The following is a 17259-nucleotide window of genomic DNA, read 5'->3' as shown; positions in this document are numbered from 1 at the left end:
TTACTGACTCGATTTAGCTTACAAGTCCGCACCAAATGTTAACTAAGATCGTGCAATTGTAAATTAATCTGTAGTTACTTTTGTCTAAGTTGACAAAAGGTTACTGAAAGGAGTAAAAAGCCCACAGTAAAACACTGGCTAAACAGTTGTAAAGACAGTGTGTTTTGTGTGGTTTTTATCCTTCCCTTTGAATCGATGTGGTGCACTAACTGCCAATACAAGAGCAGGATGTCCGACACCACTTTTGATGAGTAAGCAATGCGTATGTCAACAACCACTGAAGTTATCGCTCATCATTGGGCGTTCGCTGTATTCCTGATTGGCGCAATCGGACTGTGCGGTTTGATGCTGTTGGGTGCGTTCTTCCTGGGTGGGAGAGCTCGGGCCCGCGCCAAAAACGTCCCCTATGAGTCTGGTATTGACTCGGTAGGTTCAGCGCGGATGCGCTTATCTGCCAAGTTTTACCTGGTCGCCATGTTTTTCGTTATTTTCGATGTTGAAGCCCTGTACCTGTATGCGTGGTCAATCTCAATTCGTGAGAGCGGCTGGGTAGGCTTTATCGAAGCAACCATTTTCATTTTGGTGCTTTTGGCTGGTTTGGTTTATCTGGTGCGTATCGGCGCTCTAGATTGGACTCCTGTGCGCTCTAATCGCCGCGTGAGCAAACCGAGCATAGTCAAATACGCCAGCAGTCATCCAGATATACGCCAATAAATACAGCGAGGCATTAACATGGACTATACGCTCACCCGCATAGACCCTAACGGTGAGAACGACCGTTACCCCCTGCAAACTCAGGAAACCGTCAGCGGCGATCCTCTCGAGCAACATGTCCACCGTAGTGTTTACATGGGTAAACTTGAGAACGCCATGCATGACATGGTGAACTGGGGGCGTAAGAACTCTCTTTGGCCATATAACTTCGGCCTCTCTTGCTGTTATGTCGAGATGGTGACCTCGTTCACTGCGGTACATGACGTGGCACGTTTTGGTGCCGAAGTCCTGCGTGCTTCTCCGCGTCAGGCCGACTTCATGGTGGTGGCCGGTACGTGCTTCACCAAAATGGCCCCAGTTATCCAGCGTCTGTATGAACAGATGCTCGAGCCAAAATGGGTTATCTCCATGGGGGCCTGTGCCAACTCAGGCGGCATGTACGATATCTACTCCGTGGTACAAGGCGTGGATAAATTCCTACCCGTAGACGTCTATATTCCTGGTTGTCCACCGCGCCCGGAAGCTTATATGCAAGCACTGTTATTGCTACAGGAGTCTATTGGTAAAGAGCGCCGTCCTCTCTCTTGGGTTGTGGGTGATCAAGGTGTTTACCGCGCCAATATGCAGCCAGAAAGAGAACGTAAGCATGCTGAACGAATTGCAGTAACTAACTTGCGTACACCTGACGAGATCTAACCCGACTTTCGGTGTTGGATTTTTTGTGCGTAAGTGATTTGTTTCTGGATGGAACCGTTTTTATCCAGAACATGTGTGCGGCAAATGACCACAAAATGACACATTCAGTGTGGTGAAAAAACAGTGTGGTGAATAAATAATGACCGATTTAACGACGTCCGACAGCACCCAGCCAGCATGGCAGACCAGCTCACATCTTGATGATCCGGTGATTGGTGAACTGTCGAACCGTTTTGGGCCTGAGGCCTTTGTTGTTCAAGCGACCCGTACCGGTATGCCCGTGGTATGGGTGAAGCGTGAACAATTGCTGGAAATAATGTCGTTCTTAAGAAAACAGCCTAAACCCTATGTCATGCTGTTTGACTTACATGGTGTGGATGAGCGCCTGCGTACTCACCGCCAGGGTCTTCCTGAAGCGGATTTTTCTGTTTTCTATCATCTGCTCTCCATCGAACGCAACCGCGACATTATGTTGAAAGTGGCACTGTCTGAAAAAGAGTTACACGTGCCCACAGCGACCAAAATTTTTCCTAATGCCAACTGGTATGAGCGGGAAACTTGGGAAATGTTCGGTATTACCTTTGATGGCCATCCACATCTGACGCGCATCATGATGCCGCAGAGCTGGGAAGGTCACCCGCTACGTAAAGATTATCCAGCTCGTGCTACCGAGTTCGATCCCTTTGTGCTGACTAAGCAGAAAGAGGATCTGGAGATGGAGTCACTGACCTTCAAACCGGAAGATTGGGGTATGAAGCGCGGGACCGAAAATGAGGACTTTATGTTCCTTAACCTTGGCCCGAACCACCCCTCTTCACACGGTGCGTTCCGTATCGTGTTGCAGCTTGATGGTGAAGAAATTGTCGATTGCGTGCCGGATGTGGGCTATCACCACCGTGGCGCGGAAAAGATGGGCGAGCGCCAATCATGGCACAGCTATATTCCGTACACCGACCGCATCGAGTACCTCGGCGGCTGCGTCAACGAAATGCCATACGTATTGGCAGTGGAAAAACTGGCGGGTATTAAAGTGCCAGAGCGGGTCGACACCATTCGCGTGATGTTATCCGAACTCTTCCGCATCAACAGTCACTTACTCTACATCAGTACCTTTATCCAAGACGTTGGCGCTATGACGCCGGTGTTCTTCGCCTTTACCGACCGCCAGAAAGTGTACGATTTGGTGGAAGCGATTACCGGTTTCCGTATGCACCCGGCCTGGTTCCGGATTGGTGGCGTGGCACATGACCTGCCGCGTGGCTGGGATCGTCTGCTACGTGACTTCCTCGACTGGATGCCAAAACGTCTGGACTCCTACGTCAAAGCGGCGTTGCAGAACAGCATCCTGAAAGGGCGTTCTGTAGGTGTCGCTGCCTATAATTCTAAAGAGGCGTTGGAGTGGGGCGTTACCGGTGCTGGTTTGCGGGCGACGGGTGTTGAGTTTGACGTGCGTAAATGGCGTCCATATTCCGGTTATGAAAACTTCGATTTTGAAGTGCCGATCGGTAATAACGGCGACTGCTATGACCGCGTGATGTTGAAAGTGGAGGAGTTGCGTCAAAGCCTGCGCATTCTCGAGCAGTGTTATAAAAACATGCCAGAGGGGCCATTCAAGGCTGACCACCCACTGACCACACCGCCGCCGAAAGAGCGCACGCTTCAACATATCGAAACGCTGATCACCCACTTCCTGCAAGTATCATGGGGCCCGGTGATGCCAGCCAACGAATCATTCCAGATGGTTGAAGCGACCAAAGGGATCAACAGCTACTATCTGACCAGTGACGCCAGCACCATGAGCTATCGCACCCGGATACGTACACCAAGCTATGCCCATTTGCAGCAGATCCCATCGGTTATCCGTGGCAGCCTGGTATCTGACTTGATTGTCTATCTGGGCAGTATCGATTTTGTAATGTCTGATGTGGACCGCTAATTATGAGTGACCAAAAAGATACTCAGGTGAGTAACGAAAGCCAAAATGTGGTGGATCAGGCAGTCAATGCGGCTGAACCGGCGACCACCACTGACGTTTTCGAGTTGAGTGCTGAAGAACGTGATGCTATCGAACATGAAAAGCACCATTACGAAGATGCCCGCGCCGCGTCAATCGAAGCACTGAAAATCGTGCAGAAAGGGCGTGGCTGGGTGCCGGATGGGGCGATTCACGCCATTGCTGAAGTGCTGGGTATCCCGGCCAGTGATGTTGAAGGGGTCGCCACATTCTACAGCCAGATCTTCCGCCAACCGGTAGGGCGTCATGTGATCCGCTACTGTGACAGTGTGGTGTGCCATATCACCGGTTATCAGGGGATTCAGGCCGCGATTTCGAAGAAACTCAGCATTCAGCCGGGCCAAACCACCTTTGATGGCCGTTTTACACTGCTGCCAACCTGCTGTTTAGGTAACTGCGATCGTGGCCCCACCATGATGATTGACGACGATACCCACAGCTACCTGAAACCTGAAGATATCGAGAAGTTACTGGAGCAATATCCATGACAGCTAACTCAGGTATTACCAAAGCCACGGGGTTTAATAAAGAGATTATCCGGACACCGGAGATGCACCCGCTGACCTGGCGTTTACGTGATGACAAACAGCCGGTGTGGCTGGATGAATATCGCAGCAAAACCGGTTACCTGGGCGCTGAAAAAGCCTTAAAAGGCATGGCACCACCTGATGTTGTTAACTTAGTCAAAGACGCGGGTTTGAAAGGCCGTGGCGGTGCAGGTTTCTCCACAGGTTTGAAGTGGAGCTTGATGCCGAAAGACGAAAGCATGAACATCCGCTATCTGCTGTGCAATGCCGATGAGATGGAGCCGGGCACCTATAAAGACCGCTTGCTGATGGAGCAATTGCCGCATCTGCTGGTGGAGGGGATGCTGATCAGCGCCTTTGCGCTGAAAGCCTATCGTGGCTACATCTTCCTGCGTGGCGAATATATCGAAGCGGCGGTGAATTTGCGCCGCGCTATTGCCGAGGCAACCGAAGCCGGCTTGCTGGGTAAAAACATCATGGGCAGCGGCTTTGATTTTGAGCTGATCGTCCATACCGGTGCTGGCCGCTATATCTGCGGTGAAGAGACCGCGCTGATTAACTCGCTGGAAGGCCGCCGCGCCAACCCACGTTCCAAGCCACCGTTCCCCGCTTCTTCGGGTGTTTGGGGTAAGCCGACGTGCGTGAATAACGTGGAAACCCTGTGTAACGTGCCCGCCATTCTTGAGCATGGTGTTGAGTGGTATCAGGGGATCACTGCCGGTAAGAGTAACGATGCCGGGACCAAACTGATGGGCTTCTCAGGCCGGGTGAAAAACCCAGGTCTGTGGGAGCTACCCTTTGGTATCACCGCCCGTGAAATTCTGGAAGATTACGCCGGTGGCATGCGCGATGGCTTGAAATTCAAAGCCTGGCAGCCGGGCGGGGCGGGCACTGACTTCCTGACCGCCGACCATCTGGATCTGCCGATGGACTTCGAGAATATCGCCAAAGCAGGTAGCCGTTTAGGCACCGCGCTGGCGATGGCGGTAGACCACGAAATTGGCATGGTGCCACTGGTGCGCAATCTGGAAGAGTTCTTTGCCCGCGAATCCTGTGGCTGGTGTACCCCTTGCCGCGATGGTTTGCCATGGAGCGTGAAGATCCTGCGCGCACTGGAGCGCGGCGAAGGTCAGCCGGGCGATATTGAGACACTAGAGCAGCTGTGCCGCTTCTTAGGGCCAGGCAAAACTTTCTGTGCTCACGCGCCGGGCGCGGTTGAACCACTACAAAGCGCGATCAAATATTTCCGGGAAGAGTTCGAAGCCGGGATCGCAGCTAAGGACTATGGCAACACCCGAGCCATAGCCGGTATTCAACCGAACCTACTTAAAGCGCGCTGGTAGCATAGATGCCCTTGCGGTTTGCCGTAGGGGCCAGAATTTTTGATTAACGCTTGTAAATGAACCGCCTTAATGTCGTCGTACAGACATTAAATCGGCTTATGCACAAGTCACTTGGAAGCATGCATATGGCTACGATTCATGTAGACGGCAAAGAATACGACGTAAACGGGGCCGACAACCTGTTACAAGCTTGTCTCTCCCTGGGACTCGATATTCCTTACTTTTGCTGGCATCCGGCGCTGGGAAGCGTCGGCGCTTGCCGCCAATGTGCGGTAAAGCAATACCAAAACGCCGATGATACCCGTGGGCGTTTGGTCATGTCCTGTATGACCCCGGCCACTGATGGAACCTTTATTTCCATTGATGACGGCGAAGCCAAAGCGTTCCGTGAGAGTGTGGTTGAATGGTTGATGACTAACCACCCGCACGATTGCCCGGTCTGTGAAGAGGGGGGTAACTGTCACCTGCAAGATATGACAGTGATGACCGGACACAGTTTCCGCCGCTATCGCTTCAGTAAACGTACTCACCAGAATCAGGATCTCGGCCCATTCATCTCCCATGAAATGAACCGCTGTATCGCCTGTTATCGCTGTGTGCGTTACTACAAAGATTATGCTGATGGCACAGACCTAGGTGTCTACGGTGCCCATGATAACGTCTACTTTGGTCGTACTGAGAGCGGCACGCTGGAAAGCGAGTTCTCCGGTAACCTGGTAGAGGTGTGCCCGACCGGCGTATTTACCGATAAAACCCACTCCGAGCGCTATAACCGTAAATGGGATATGCAGTTCGCGCCCAGTATCTGCCAGCAGTGCAGTGTGGGGTGTAACACCAGCCCAGGCGAACGCTATGGTGAATTGCGCCGTATTGAAAACCGCTATAACGGCAGCGTGAACCACTACTTTATGTGTGACCGCGGCCGCTTTGGTTACGGCTACGTCAACCGCAAAGACCGCCCACGTCAGCCGCAGCAACTGCGTGGCAATGACTGGATCCACCTCAACGCCGAACAGGCGATGCAGGGGGCGGCGGATATTCTGCGTCAGGCGAAAAAAACCATCGGTATCGGTTCACCACGCGCCAGTTTGGAAAGCAACTTCGCGCTACGTGAGTTGGTGGGTGCGGAGAACTTCTACACCGGTATCGCCGCAGGTGAGCAACAGCGCCTGCAATTGATGCTTAAAGTGCTGCGCGAAGGTGGAGTTTACACGCCGTCACTGCGTGAGATTGAGAGCTACGATGCGGTGCTGATTCTGGGTGAAGACCTGACCCAGACTGGCGCGCGTATTGCGCTCTCAGTTCGTCAAGCGGTGAAAGGCAAAGCCCGCGAAATGGCGGCGGCACAAAAAGTGGCCGACTGGCAGATTGCCGCCATCATGAATATTGGTCAGCACGCGAAACATCCGCTGTTTATCACCAACGTGGATAACACCCGCATGGATGATATCGCGGCATGGAACTATCGTGCACCCGTGGATGATCAAGCCCGTTTAGGCTTCGCCATCGCCCACGCGCTGGATGACTCTGCGCCTGCGGTTGATGATTTGGCGAAAGAGCTGAAAGGCAAAGTGGATATTATTGTGCAGGCGCTGGCCGGGGCGAGAAAACCACTCATCATTACCGGTAGCAGTGCAGGTAGTGATGCCATCATTGAAGCGGCAGCCAACGTGGCGAAAGCCCTGAAAGGCCGTGGCGCTGATGTCGGCATCACCTTTGTTGCCAGTGCCGCTAACAGCATGGGTTTGACCATGATGGGGGGCGGTTCACTGGATCAAGCACTGGCGCAGTTGTCCAGCGGTGAAGCCGATACCGCCATCGTGATGGAGAATGACCTCTATCGCCATGGGGCGAAAGATAAAGTGGACGCCGCGCTGGAGAAAACCACCAATCTGATTGTGGTGGATCATCAACGCACCGCGATTATGGATAGAGCCAGCTTGATTCTGTCTGCCGCCAGCTTCGCTGAAAGCGACGGTACACTGGTCAATCAGGAGGGCCGCGCTCAGCGCTTCTTCCAGGTTTATGATCCCACCTATTACGACGACCCGAAAAAACCAGAAAGCCGCAGCATCATGCTGGAGAGCTGGCGTTGGCTGCACTCGCTGCACTCAACCTATACCAGCCGTCATGTGGACTGGACCCAGTTGGATCACGTGATCCAAGCTTGTGTGGCGGCATTGCCACAGCTGGAAGGGATGGTTGCCGCCGCACCGGATGCGACTTTCCGCATTCGTGGGCAGAAACTGGCCCGTTCACCTATCCGTTACAGTGGCCGTACCGCGATGCGCGCAGATATCAGTGTGCACGAACCGCGTCAGCCGCAGGATATCGACACGCCGTTTGCCTTCTCGATGGAGGGGAACAACAGCCCGCTGGCTGATCGTCAGCAGATCCCATTTGCCTGGGCGCCGGGCTGGAACTCACCGCAAGCATGGAACAAATTCCAGGCGGAAGTGGGCGGCAACCTGCGCTTTGGTGATCCGGGTGTGCGTCTGATTGAAGCAGGGGAGGGAACACTCGGCTACTTTGATTCCGTGCCGGCGGCCTTTACTGCCGATGCCGAAAGCTGGCAGATTGCCCCTTATTACCATCTGTTTGGTAGTGAAGAGATGTCCCAACGCGCCGATGTGATCCAACAACGGATGCCAGAGCCTTATGTGATGGTCAACCCAGCCGATGCGGCGCAGTTAGGGGTTAACCTCGGTACGCTGGTGGAGTTCAACTGTGCGGGCCAAACCTTGCGCTTGCCAGTGCGCTTGAGTGAAACCTTGGCTCAAGGTCAGGTCGGCTTGCCGCTTGGCTTACCGGGTATTCCGCCAATTATGGTGGGTGCGCGCGTTGAGAATCTGCGGGAGGCAGGACTATGAGCTGGTTTACCCCTGAATTGATTGAGATTTTAATCTCTGTCCTGAAAGCGGTGGTGATTCTGTTGGTGGTAGTGACCTGTGGCGCATTTATGAGCTTCGGTGAACGCCGTCTGCTGGGCCTGTTCCAGAACCGTTACGGGCCAAACCGTGTGGGTTGGGGCGGGTCACTGCAACTGGTCGCTGACATGATCAAAATGTTCTTCAAAGAGGACTGGGTACCGAAGTTCTCCGACCGGGCTATCTTTACTCTGGCACCGGTGATTGCTTTTACTTCGCTGCTACTCTCTTTCGCCATCGTCCCGGTCAGCCCGACCTGGGCGGTTGCGGATCTCAATATCGGCATTTTATTCTTCCTGATGATGGCGGGGCTGGCGGTTTACGCCGTGCTGTTCGCCGGTTGGTCCAGTAATAACAAATACTCTCTGTTAGGGGCGATGCGTGCTTCGGCGCAAACCCTGAGCTATGAAGTGTTCCTCGGCTTATCCTTGATGGGTGTCGTGGCACAGGCTGGCTCGTTTAACATGCAGGATATTGTTAACTCTCAGGAGCAGGTCTGGAATGTGATCCCGCAATTCTTTGGTTTCCTGACCTTTGCCATTGCAGGTGTTGCCGTCTGTCACCGTCATCCCTTTGACCAGCCAGAAGCGGAACAAGAGTTGGCTGATGGTTACCACATTGAATATTCCGGCATGAAATTCGGTCTGTTCTTCGTCGGTGAATACATTGGTATCGTGACCGTCTCTGCGCTAATCGTCACCTTGTTCTTCGGGGGGTGGCAAGGCCCGTTCTTGCCGCCATTTATCTGGTTTGCGCTGAAAACGGCCTTCTTCATGGTGATGTTCATTCTGATCCGTGCCTCCTTGCCGCGCCCACGTTATGACCAGGTGATGTCATTCGGCTGGAAAGTTTGCCTGCCGTTGACCCTGCTGAATCTGCTGGCGACTGCCGCGGTCATTTTGTACAACGCTCAATAAGGGGTGAATGAACCATGACGTTGAAAGAGTTAGTGGTTGGTTTCGGCACCCAAGTGCGCAGCCTGTGGATGATTGGCCTTCATGCCTTCCACAAGCGCGAAACCCAAATGTATCCGGAAGAGCCGGTTTATCTGCCACCGCGCTACCGTGGCCGCATTGTGCTGACGCGCGATCCGGACGGTGAAGAGCGCTGCGTGGCCTGTAACTTGTGCGCCGTCGCCTGCCCTGTGGGCTGTATCTCTTTGCAAAAAGCAGAGCATAAAGATGGCCGCTGGTATCCGGAGTTCTTCCGCATCAACTTCTCCCGCTGCATTTTCTGTGGTTTGTGTGAAGAGGCTTGCCCGACAACCGCTATCCAGCTGACGCCGGATTTCGAAATGGGCGAGTTTAAGCGTCAGGATCTGGTGTATGAGAAAGAGGACTTGCTGATCTCGGGTCCGGGTAAGTATCCGGAATATAACTTCTACCGGATGTCCGGTATGGCGGTTGACGGTAAGCCGAAAGGCGAAGCCGAAAATGAAGCCAAACCGATCGACGTTAAAGGTCTGATGCCTTAGGAGCCAGCTTCCATGGAATTTGCATTTTATATTGCAGCATTGGTGGCAGTGGTGGCGACTATTCGCGTTATCACTCATACCAACCCGGTACATGCGCTGCTGTACCTGATTATTTCGTTACTGGCTATCTCAGCGGTGTTCTTCTCGCTAGGAGCTTACTTTGCTGGTGCGCTGGAGATCATCGTTTACGCGGGGGCCATTATGGTGCTGTTCGTGTTTGTGGTGATGATGCTGAACCTGGGCAATGTCGAGCAACAAGAGCGCGACTGGCTGAAACCGACCCTATGGATAGGCCCCGGCTTACTGGCGCTGGTGCTGCTGTCGGTACTGATCTATGCCATTAGCTCGGTCACAGACTCCGGTATCAGCGGCGAAATGGTCGATGCCAAAGCGGTGGGTATCAGCCTGTTTGGCCCTTATGTGTTGGCGGTTGAACTGGCGTCAATGCTGCTATTGGCCGGTCTGGTGGTTGCTTTCCATATCGGACGTGAGCATAAGCCGGGCGACGTGCTGGGCGCGAGCGAATCAGCGAAAAGAAAAACGGAGGAACAAGCATGATCCCTCTACAACATGGCCTGATTCTGGCGGCCATCCTGTTTGTGCTAGGGCTAACGGGGTTGCTGATCCGTCGCAACCTGCTGTTTATGCTGATAAGCCTTGAAGTGATGATCAATGCCGCCGCGCTCGCCTTCGTGGTGGCGGGCAGTTATTGGGGGCAGGCTGACGGTCAGGTGATGTATATCCTGGCGATCACGCTGGCGGCAGCGGAGGCCAGTATTGGTCTGGCACTGCTGCTACAGCTGTATCGTCGCCGTCATACTCTGAATATCGATACAGTCAGTGAGATGCGCGGATGAACCTACTATTTTTAACAATTCTGCTGCCACTGCTGGGCTTCTTGCTGTTGGCATTCTCCCGTGGGCGCTGGTCTGAAAATACCTCGGCCACTGTCGGGGTGGGTTCGATTGGTCTGACGGCGCTGGTGACACTCTATGTGGCGGTGGACTTCCTCAGCCAAAAGGCCACTGGGGTACAGGTGTTTAACCAAACACTGTGGAACTGGATGTCAGTCGGCACCTTCAACATTCCGTTGACCCTGACGCTGGATGGCTTGTCGCTCACCATGTTGTCGGTGGTGACTGGCGTGGGCTTCCTGATCCACATGTATGCCTCCTGGTATATGCGTGGGGAGGAGGGCTACTCCCGCTTCTTCGCCTACACCAACCTGTTTATCGCGAGCATGGTAGTGCTGGTGCTGGCGGATAACCTGATGCTGATGTATCTGGGCTGGGAAGGCGTGGGGCTGTGCAGTTACCTGCTGATTGGTTTCTACTACACCAATCCGGCTAACGGCGCGGCGGCGATGAAAGCCTTTATCGTGACCCGCGTGGGTGACGTGTTCCTGGCTATCGCGCTGTTCATTCTGTACCAAGAGCTGGGCACGCTGAACATCCGTGAGCTGATGCTGTTGGCACCGCAAAAACTGGAGATGGGCGGAACCGCCATTACCTGGGCGACGCTAATGCTGCTCGGTGGTGCGGTCGGTAAATCGGCGCAGTTGCCGTTACAAACCTGGCTGGCAGATGCAATGGCAGGCCCGACACCGGTTTCCGCGCTGATCCATGCGGCCACCATGGTCACTGCGGGTGTGTATCTGATTGCCCGTACCCACGGTCTGTTCCTGATGGCACCCGAAGTGCTACATCTGGTGGGGATTATCGGGGCGGTCACCTTAGTGCTGGCGGGTTTCGCGGCACTGGTACAAACCGATATCAAACGGGTGCTGGCCTACTCCACCATGAGCCAAATTGGCTACATGTTCCTGGCGCTGGGCGTGCAGGCGTGGGATGCGGCTATCTTCCATCTGATGACCCATGCATTCTTTAAAGCACTGCTGTTCCTCTCTTCCGGTTCAGTGATTCTGGCCTGTCACCACGAGCAAAACATTTTTAAAATGGGTGGGTTACGTAAAACCATTCCATTGGTCTATATCTGCTTCCTGGTGGGCGGCGCGGCGCTGGCAGCACTGCCAATCGTCACCGCCGGTTTCTACAGTAAAGACGAAATTCTGTGGGGCGCATTGGCCAGTGGCCATATCAATCTGATGGTCGCCGGGCTGGTTGGGGCACTCCTCACGGCGCTCTACACCTTCCGTATGATTTTCATTGTGTTCCACGGCGAGCCAAAAACCAAAGCGCATCCGGTCAAGGGGATCACCCACAACCTGCCGCTGATAGTGTTGCTGGTGCTGTCGACCTTTGTTGGCGCGCTGATAACACCCCCGCTGGCGGGCGTGTTGCCAGAGCTTCACTTTGGTGAAGAGGGCAAAATGCCGCTGGAAATCTTCTCCGGTGTGCTGGTGGTGGTGGGTATTGCGTTGGCAGCAATGCTGTATCTGGGCAAACGTCAGTTGGTCAATAGCATCGCGCAAAGTGCGCCGGGCCGCTTCTTTACGCTCTGGTGGTTCCACGCGTGGGGCTTCGACTGGTTGTACCATAATGTATTTGTTCGCCCGTATCTGTGGATTGCAAAACTGCTACAACGTGATCCGCTGAACTCACTGATGAATACCCCGGCGATACTTTCGCGCTGGAGTAATCGTGGTCTGACCGTCAGTGAAAATGGACAGGTGCGTTGGTATGTCGCGTCTATGGGTTTGGGTGCAGTCGTCGTACTGGCTCTGTTGCTTTTCGTTTAATTAGGGACACAAAACGCCATGCTATTACCTTGGCTAATTCTTCTCCCCTTTATCGGCGGTCTGCTGTCTTGGCAGTGTGAGCGCTTCGGGACTAAAGTACCGCGTTGGATAGCGCTGTTCGCGATGGGGCTGACATTGGTGCTCTCCCTGCTATTGTGGGGGCAGGGCAACTATTCGCTGGTTAATCCAGCGGGTATCCCGCAGTGGCAGTCGGAGTTCACCCTGCCGTGGATCCCACGGTTCGGCATTGAGTTCCATCTGGCACTGGATGGCCTATCACTGCTGATGGTGGTGCTGACGGGGCTGCTCGGTGCTTTGGCTATCCTCTGTTCGTGGCGTGAAATTCAGCGCAATCAGGGCTTCTTCTACCTGAATCTATTGTGGATCCTGGGTGGGGTTATCGGCGTGTTCCTCGCCATCGACATGTTCCTATTCTTCTTCTTCTGGGAGATGATGTTGGTGCCGATGTACTTCCTGATCGCCTTGTGGGGCCACAAAGCATCAGACGGTAAAACTCGCATCGCGGCGGCAACCAAGTTCTTCATCTATACCCAAGCCAGCGGCCTGATTATGTTGATTGCCATTCTGGGGCTGGTGTTTGTGCACTACAAAGCCACGGGTGTCTGGACATTCAACTACGAAAATCTGCTGAAAACGCCGATGTCCCATAATGTGGAATATCTGCTGATGCTGGGCTTCTTTATCGCCTTCGCGGTCAAAATGCCGGTAGTACCACTGCATGGCTGGTTGCCTGATGCGCACAGTCAGGCCCCAACAGCGGGTTCTGTTGACTTAGCCGGGATTTTGCTGAAAACGGCGGCCTACGGTTTGCTGCGTTTCAGCTTGCCACTGTTCCCGAATGCATCCGCTGAGTTCGCGCCGATTGCCATGTGGTTAGGTGTTGTCGGCATCTTCTACGGTGCATGGATGGCCTTCTGCCAGACCGACATCAAGCGCCTGATTGCTTACACCAGCGTGTCACACATGGGCTTTGTGTTGATTGCCATCTACACCGGCAGTCAACTGGCCTATCAGGGGGCGGTTATCCAGATGATTGCTCACGGCCTATCAGCCGCCGGTATGTTCATCATCTGCGGCCAGTTGTATGAGCGCCTGCATACCCGTGATATGCGCCAGATGGGCGGCCTGTGGGGGCGGATTAAATATTTGCCAGCACTGTCGCTGTTCTTCGCGGTGGCCACCCTGGGGATGCCGGGTACTGGTAACTTCGTCGGCGAATTTATGATTCTGTTCGGCAGCTTCCAGGTCGTTCCGGTGATCACCGTGATCTCTACTTTTGGGCTGGTTTTTGCTTCGGTTTACGCGCTTATCATGATGCAACGTGCCTATTACGGTGCGCCAAAATCAGAAGAGGCGTTACCGGGTATGAGTGCAAGGGAACTCTCTATCATCCTGCTGTTAGTGGTGTTGCTGGTGCTGCTCGGGGTTTACCCGCAGCCGATTCTCGACACCTCCCATGCTGCGATGAGCAATGTACAGCAGTGGTTCAATGCTTCATCAATTACAACTACAAGGCCGTAATTCGCCATGACAATAACTCCTCAACAACTGATCGCAATGCTACCGCTGTTGATCGTCGGATTGACGGTGGTGGTTGTGATGCTCTCCATTGCGTGGCGACGCGATCACTTTATCAACGCCACCCTGACGGTCATCGGGCTAAACCTGGCGCTGCTCTCCCTCTATTTCGTCGGGCAGGTAGGGCCAATGGATGTCACTCCGCTGATGCGGGTTGACGGCTATGCCATGTTCTATACCGGGTTGGTGATTGTTGCCAGTCTGGCGACCAGCACCTTTGCCTATCCGTGGCTAAATGGCTATCCGGATAACCGCGAAGAGTTCTACCTGCTGGTGCTAATTGCCACCATGGGGGGCATTCTGCTGGCGAGTGCTAACCATTTGGCGTCGCTATTTTTGGGTATTGAGCTTATCTCGCTGCCGCTGTTTGGGCTGATTGGTTATGCCTATCGCCAGAAGCGTTCACTGGAAGCCAGCATCAAATATATGCTGCTCTCTGCGGCGGCGTCGTCATTCCTGCTGTTTGGTATGGCGCTGCTGTATGCGGAATCCGGTAGCTTGTCTTTCGCCGGTTTGGGCAAGAGCCTGAGTGACTCCACTATCCACCAGCCGCTGATCCTGGCAGGCCTCGGGATGATGATTGTTGGTCTTGGCTTTAAGCTATCACTGGTGCCGTTCCAACTCTGGACGCCAGATGTTTATCAGGGTGCACCTGCTCCGGTATCCACCTTCCTGGCCACCGCCAGCAAGATTGCCATCTTTGCGGTGGTGATGCGCCTGTTCCTGTATGCGCCAGCCGCCGACAGTGAAGCGGTGCGCTTAGTGCTCTCCTTGATTGCCGTGGCGTCGATTCTGTTTGGTAACTTGATGGCAATCAGCCAGACCAACATCAAGCGCCTGCTGGGTTACTCCTCTATCGCGCACCTTGGCTACTTGCTGATTGCGCTGGTGGCGGTGCAGACCCATCAGCTGGCACTGGAAACCGTCGGCGTCTATCTGGCCGGTTACCTGTTCAGCAGCCTGGGTGCCTTTGGTGTCGTCAGCCTGATGTCCAGCCCGTACAAAGGCCCGGATGCGGAGTCCCTGTTCTCTTATCGCGGGTTGTTCTGGCATAAGCCCATTCTCTCTGCGGTGATGACGGTGATGATGCTGTCACTGGCGGGTATCCCCATGACACTGGGCTTTATCGGCAAATTCTTCGTGGTGGCAATGGGTGTCAGCGCCAACCTGTGGTGGTTGACCGGTGCCGTGGTTTTGGGCAGTGCCATTGGTCTGTACTACTATCTGCGCGTGACGGTGAGTTTGTACCTCAGTGCGCCGGAAAAATTGGTGCGTGATACACCAAACAACTGGGCATTGACTGCCGGTGGTGTGGTGGTGCTGATTTCCGCGATTTTGGTGCTGTTCCTGGGTATCTACCCGCAGCCATTGATTTCGCTGGTGCAGTTGGCGCAACCGCTAATGTAACCATCGTTAACTCGGTAATTCCAACCCCCTGTCAGCAAAACTGGCAGGGGGTTTTGTTTTATATGGGTTTCTAAGTTGATAAAAGGTGAAATAAACAATAGAGCAATCCGTGTTCTATTTTTCTGTATTCATTGGTGATTTAAGTCACGTTTTTGATGAAACTATAGTAATAACTTGGTTGTTAATGTGATCTGAGTTGATAAAAAAGGTATGAATTCAGGTAAACTGCGCGACTTTCACTCAATACACGTTTCGTTTAACACTTTCGCGCAGGTAAATGCTGATGAACATTATTCTGATGATTGCCATTACCACCGGCATCCTCTCAGGTATCTGGGGTTGGGTTGCGGTCAGCCTGGGGCTTATCAGTTGGGCCGGTTTTCTGGGCTGTACCGCCTATTTCGCCTGTCCACAAGGTGGCTTGAAAGGGTTGCTGATTACCTTGTTAACCTGCCTGAGTGGGGTATTTTGGGCGATGATGATTATTCAGGGTAGTGCTTTGCAGCCAGAGTGGGCGATCCTCGGCTATGTGCTGACCGGTATGGTGGCGTTTTTGATGTGCATTCAGGCTTGCCAACAGTGGCTATCTTTCGTCCCCGGCACCTTTATCGGTGCTTGCGCGACCTTTGCCGGTAATGGCAATTGGAAGTTAGTGACCGCTTCACTGTTGGTTGGCGTGGTGTTTGGTTATGGGATGAAGAACAGTGGCTTGTGGCTGGCGGCGAGAAGAGAGCGCCAAGGGCGCAGCTCCTTGGAACCCTCGGTGAGGATAGATGCTGATTAGGGCGGTAGCGAAACTTCCGCCTCCAATCACAACAACACCAAATCAGATAAGGTGATTCGCCACTTTAACCACAATCTTGCGCAGTGGTGCAACTTCCCCCAGCGTCCCCATTGGGCGATGCAACTCGCCGGGGAACAATAGGGCGATATCACCGGGGGCCAGTGTTAACAAGGTTTCTGTACTGATCCCCTCAAACAGACCGAAATCCCGCTCACTATCAAAATCCATGGTCGGGCGCTGGCCTTGAGCAGAGGGCGAAGCACCAATCACCTCGCTACCCTCCAGCAGAATATGAATATCAATATAGTAGCGATGCAATTCAGGTGCCTGTTCATACAGTGGTTTGGATGCCGCAATAATATGATTTAGGTAAATTTCACGCCCCTCAATCTCTTGCTCGCCCGCAGGCAGATTAGCTAAATCCATCTGGCTGATGGTTGCCAATGTCCGGCGGATTGCATCCGGATAGAGCGGGTTATTCACCGCGCTTTTCAGTTCATCAAGTATCATAACTACTCCTCTAGGCTTCGGTGGCCCGCGCTTATGCGCAATGACTCACGCTATTTTCATCTGCCAGCGCGGCAATACAGAGTTCAACCACCCCAGCTACATCAGGCGAAATATCGATTTGGATGACATCTGGTTCGCTGGCCCCAGGGGCTTCCAATGTCGCGAACTGGCTCTTTAACAGGCTCTCTGGCATAAAATGCCCGGCGCGTTGCTGCATTCTGTGCAGCACTAAATCGTAATCACCGGTCAGCCACAAAAAACGGATGCCGTGGTTCCCTTCGCGCAGACGGTCGCGATACTGTTTTTTCAGTGCCGAACAGACCAAAAAACCCACTTCATTCTTTTGTTGCAAGCTATAGGCCACGTCACTTAGCCGCTCCAGCCAGGGGGCGCGGTCTTGATCATTTAGCGGCTGCCCTGATGCCATTTTCTGAATATTGGCGCGGGGATGCAGGTCATCACCATCAATAAATTTGGCGTTAAGGGCCAGCGCCAGCGCCTGACCCACACAGGATTTACCTGTGCCGGAGACACCCATGACAATAATGCATTTACCAGACATATCT

General features: G+C 53.6%; 16 protein-coding genes. 14 read left to right on the top strand and 2 right to left on the bottom strand.

All coding sequences use genetic code 11. The annotated features are described in order from the left end of the window. Nucleotides 1-258 precede the first annotated feature (258 nt). The 14 genes from nuoA to FFE93_RS14380 all read left to right on the top strand — a co-directional run bounded on the left by nuoA (nt 259) and on the right by FFE93_RS14380 (nt 16183). The gene (nuoA, locus tag FFE93_RS14445) at nt 259-714 is read left to right on the top strand and encodes an NADH-quinone oxidoreductase subunit NuoA (protein ID WP_032898292.1); all 456 of its coding nucleotides are present in this window, start codon (nt 259-261) and stop codon (nt 712-714) included. A gap of 18 nt (nt 715-732) precedes the next feature. Continuing rightward, nucleotides 733-1410, top strand: coding sequence for a NuoB/complex I 20 kDa subunit family protein (locus FFE93_RS14440; RefSeq protein WP_002210278.1), 678 nt, complete (start codon nt 733-735; stop codon nt 1408-1410). A gap of 139 nt (nt 1411-1549) precedes the next feature. Next, nucleotides 1550-3346 carry an NADH-quinone oxidoreductase subunit C/D gene (gene nuoC, locus FFE93_RS14435; protein ID WP_005276396.1) on the top strand — a complete coding sequence of 599 codons (1797 nt, stop codon included), beginning with the start codon at nt 1550-1552 and terminating at the stop codon, nt 3344-3346. Between the two features lie 2 nt (nt 3347-3348). After that, complete coding sequence (gene nuoE / locus FFE93_RS14430) at nt 3349-3912, top strand: NADH-quinone oxidoreductase subunit NuoE (RefSeq protein WP_005276394.1); 564 nt, start codon at nt 3349-3351, stop codon at nt 3910-3912. Further along, complete coding sequence (gene nuoF / locus FFE93_RS14425) at nt 3909-5294, top strand: NADH-quinone oxidoreductase subunit NuoF (protein ID WP_071984921.1); 1386 nt, start codon at nt 3909-3911, stop codon at nt 5292-5294. Before nuoE ends, nuoF begins: the two co-directional genes overlap by 4 nt. A 125-nt stretch (nt 5295-5419) precedes the next feature. Beyond that, complete coding sequence (nuoG, locus tag FFE93_RS14420; RefSeq protein WP_032898291.1) at nt 5420-8164, top strand: NADH-quinone oxidoreductase subunit NuoG; 2745 nt, start codon at nt 5420-5422, stop codon at nt 8162-8164. Then, nucleotides 8161-9138 (top strand): NADH-quinone oxidoreductase subunit NuoH, encoded by a 978-nt coding sequence (nuoH, locus tag FFE93_RS14415; RefSeq protein ID WP_032898290.1) that lies wholly within the window; start codon nt 8161-8163, stop codon nt 9136-9138. The genes nuoG and nuoH overlap by 4 nt, the downstream gene beginning before the upstream one ends. A 14-nt stretch (nt 9139-9152) precedes the next feature. Next, complete coding sequence (gene nuoI / locus FFE93_RS14410; RefSeq protein WP_004391656.1) at nt 9153-9695, top strand: NADH-quinone oxidoreductase subunit NuoI; 543 nt, start codon at nt 9153-9155, stop codon at nt 9693-9695. Nucleotides 9696-9707: 12 nt separating this feature from the next. Next, a complete protein-coding gene (gene nuoJ / locus FFE93_RS14405) occupies nt 9708-10253 on the top strand; it encodes an NADH-quinone oxidoreductase subunit J (protein ID WP_049599403.1) in 546 nt (181 codons plus the stop codon). Beyond that, nucleotides 10250-10552: an NADH-quinone oxidoreductase subunit NuoK gene (gene nuoK / locus FFE93_RS14400; protein ID WP_032815102.1), complete on the top strand. Its 303-nt coding sequence runs from the start codon at nt 10250-10252 to the stop codon at nt 10550-10552. The genes nuoJ and nuoK overlap by 4 nt, the downstream gene beginning before the upstream one ends. Beyond that, entirely contained in the window at nt 10549-12393 is a 1845-nt protein-coding gene (gene nuoL, locus FFE93_RS14395; RefSeq protein WP_049599400.1) for an NADH-quinone oxidoreductase subunit L, read from the top strand. Before nuoK ends, nuoL begins: the two co-directional genes overlap by 4 nt. Before the next feature lie 18 nt (nt 12394-12411). Further along, the gene (gene nuoM, locus FFE93_RS14390) at nt 12412-13935 is read left to right on the top strand and encodes an NADH-quinone oxidoreductase subunit M (RefSeq protein ID WP_005276382.1); all 1524 of its coding nucleotides are present in this window, start codon (nt 12412-12414) and stop codon (nt 13933-13935) included. Nucleotides 13936-13941: 6 nt separating this feature from the next. Continuing rightward, entirely contained in the window at nt 13942-15399 is a 1458-nt protein-coding gene (nuoN, locus tag FFE93_RS14385) for an NADH-quinone oxidoreductase subunit NuoN (RefSeq protein WP_032898288.1), read from the top strand. A gap of 283 nt (nt 15400-15682) precedes the next feature. Further along, nucleotides 15683-16183: a DUF1097 domain-containing protein gene (locus FFE93_RS14380; RefSeq protein WP_138775381.1), complete on the top strand. Its 501-nt coding sequence runs from the start codon at nt 15683-15685 to the stop codon at nt 16181-16183. Between the two features lie 42 nt (nt 16184-16225). Here the strand turns inward: FFE93_RS14380 and FFE93_RS14375 are convergent, their stop codons facing one another. Then, entirely contained in the window at nt 16226-16693 is a 468-nt protein-coding gene (locus FFE93_RS14375) for a YhcH/YjgK/YiaL family protein (protein WP_054872435.1), read from the bottom strand. Nucleotides 16694-16724: 31 nt separating this feature from the next. Continuing rightward, nucleotides 16725-17255 (bottom strand): gluconokinase, encoded by a 531-nt coding sequence (locus FFE93_RS14370; protein ID WP_057646997.1) that lies wholly within the window; start codon nt 17253-17255, stop codon nt 16725-16727. Between the last annotated feature and the right edge of the window lie 4 nt (nt 17256-17259).

Origin of the sequence: Yersinia sp. KBS0713, assembly GCF_005937895.2 — a bacterium.
In the GTDB taxonomy this organism is placed as follows: domain Bacteria; phylum Pseudomonadota; class Gammaproteobacteria; order Enterobacterales; family Enterobacteriaceae; genus Yersinia; species Yersinia bercovieri.
The sequence above is the reverse complement of the archived record's forward strand: the minus strand, read 5'-3'. Positions and strand labels throughout refer to the sequence as shown.

What these genes read in the sequence shown, in the direction of transcription:
- nuoA (WP_032898292.1), top strand. Translation starts at nt 259, where the DNA reads ATGCGTATGTCAACAACCACTGAAGTTATCGCTCATCATTGGGCGTTC.
- FFE93_RS14440 (WP_002210278.1), top strand. Translation starts at nt 733, where the DNA reads ATGGACTATACGCTCACCCGCATAGACCCTAACGGTGAGAACGACCGT.
- nuoC (WP_005276396.1), top strand. Translation starts at nt 1,550, where the DNA reads ATGACCGATTTAACGACGTCCGACAGCACCCAGCCAGCATGGCAGACC.
- nuoE (WP_005276394.1), top strand. Translation starts at nt 3,349, where the DNA reads ATGAGTGACCAAAAAGATACTCAGGTGAGTAACGAAAGCCAAAATGTG.
- nuoF (WP_071984921.1), top strand. Translation starts at nt 3,909, where the DNA reads ATGACAGCTAACTCAGGTATTACCAAAGCCACGGGGTTTAATAAAGAG.
- nuoG (WP_032898291.1), top strand. Translation starts at nt 5,420, where the DNA reads ATGGCTACGATTCATGTAGACGGCAAAGAATACGACGTAAACGGGGCC.
- nuoH (WP_032898290.1), top strand. Translation starts at nt 8,161, where the DNA reads ATGAGCTGGTTTACCCCTGAATTGATTGAGATTTTAATCTCTGTCCTG.
- nuoI (WP_004391656.1), top strand. Translation starts at nt 9,153, where the DNA reads ATGACGTTGAAAGAGTTAGTGGTTGGTTTCGGCACCCAAGTGCGCAGC.
- nuoJ (WP_049599403.1), top strand. Translation starts at nt 9,708, where the DNA reads ATGGAATTTGCATTTTATATTGCAGCATTGGTGGCAGTGGTGGCGACT.
- nuoK (WP_032815102.1), top strand. Translation starts at nt 10,250, where the DNA reads ATGATCCCTCTACAACATGGCCTGATTCTGGCGGCCATCCTGTTTGTG.
- nuoL (WP_049599400.1), top strand. Translation starts at nt 10,549, where the DNA reads ATGAACCTACTATTTTTAACAATTCTGCTGCCACTGCTGGGCTTCTTG.
- nuoM (WP_005276382.1), top strand. Translation starts at nt 12,412, where the DNA reads ATGCTATTACCTTGGCTAATTCTTCTCCCCTTTATCGGCGGTCTGCTG.
- nuoN (WP_032898288.1), top strand. Translation starts at nt 13,942, where the DNA reads ATGACAATAACTCCTCAACAACTGATCGCAATGCTACCGCTGTTGATC.
- FFE93_RS14380 (WP_138775381.1), top strand. Translation starts at nt 15,683, where the DNA reads ATGAACATTATTCTGATGATTGCCATTACCACCGGCATCCTCTCAGGT.
- FFE93_RS14375 (WP_054872435.1), bottom strand. Translation starts at nt 16,693, where the DNA reads ATGATACTTGATGAACTGAAAAGCGCGGTGAATAACCCGCTCTATCCG.
- FFE93_RS14370 (WP_057646997.1), bottom strand. Translation starts at nt 17,255, where the DNA reads ATGTCTGGTAAATGCATTATTGTCATGGGTGTCTCCGGCACAGGTAAA.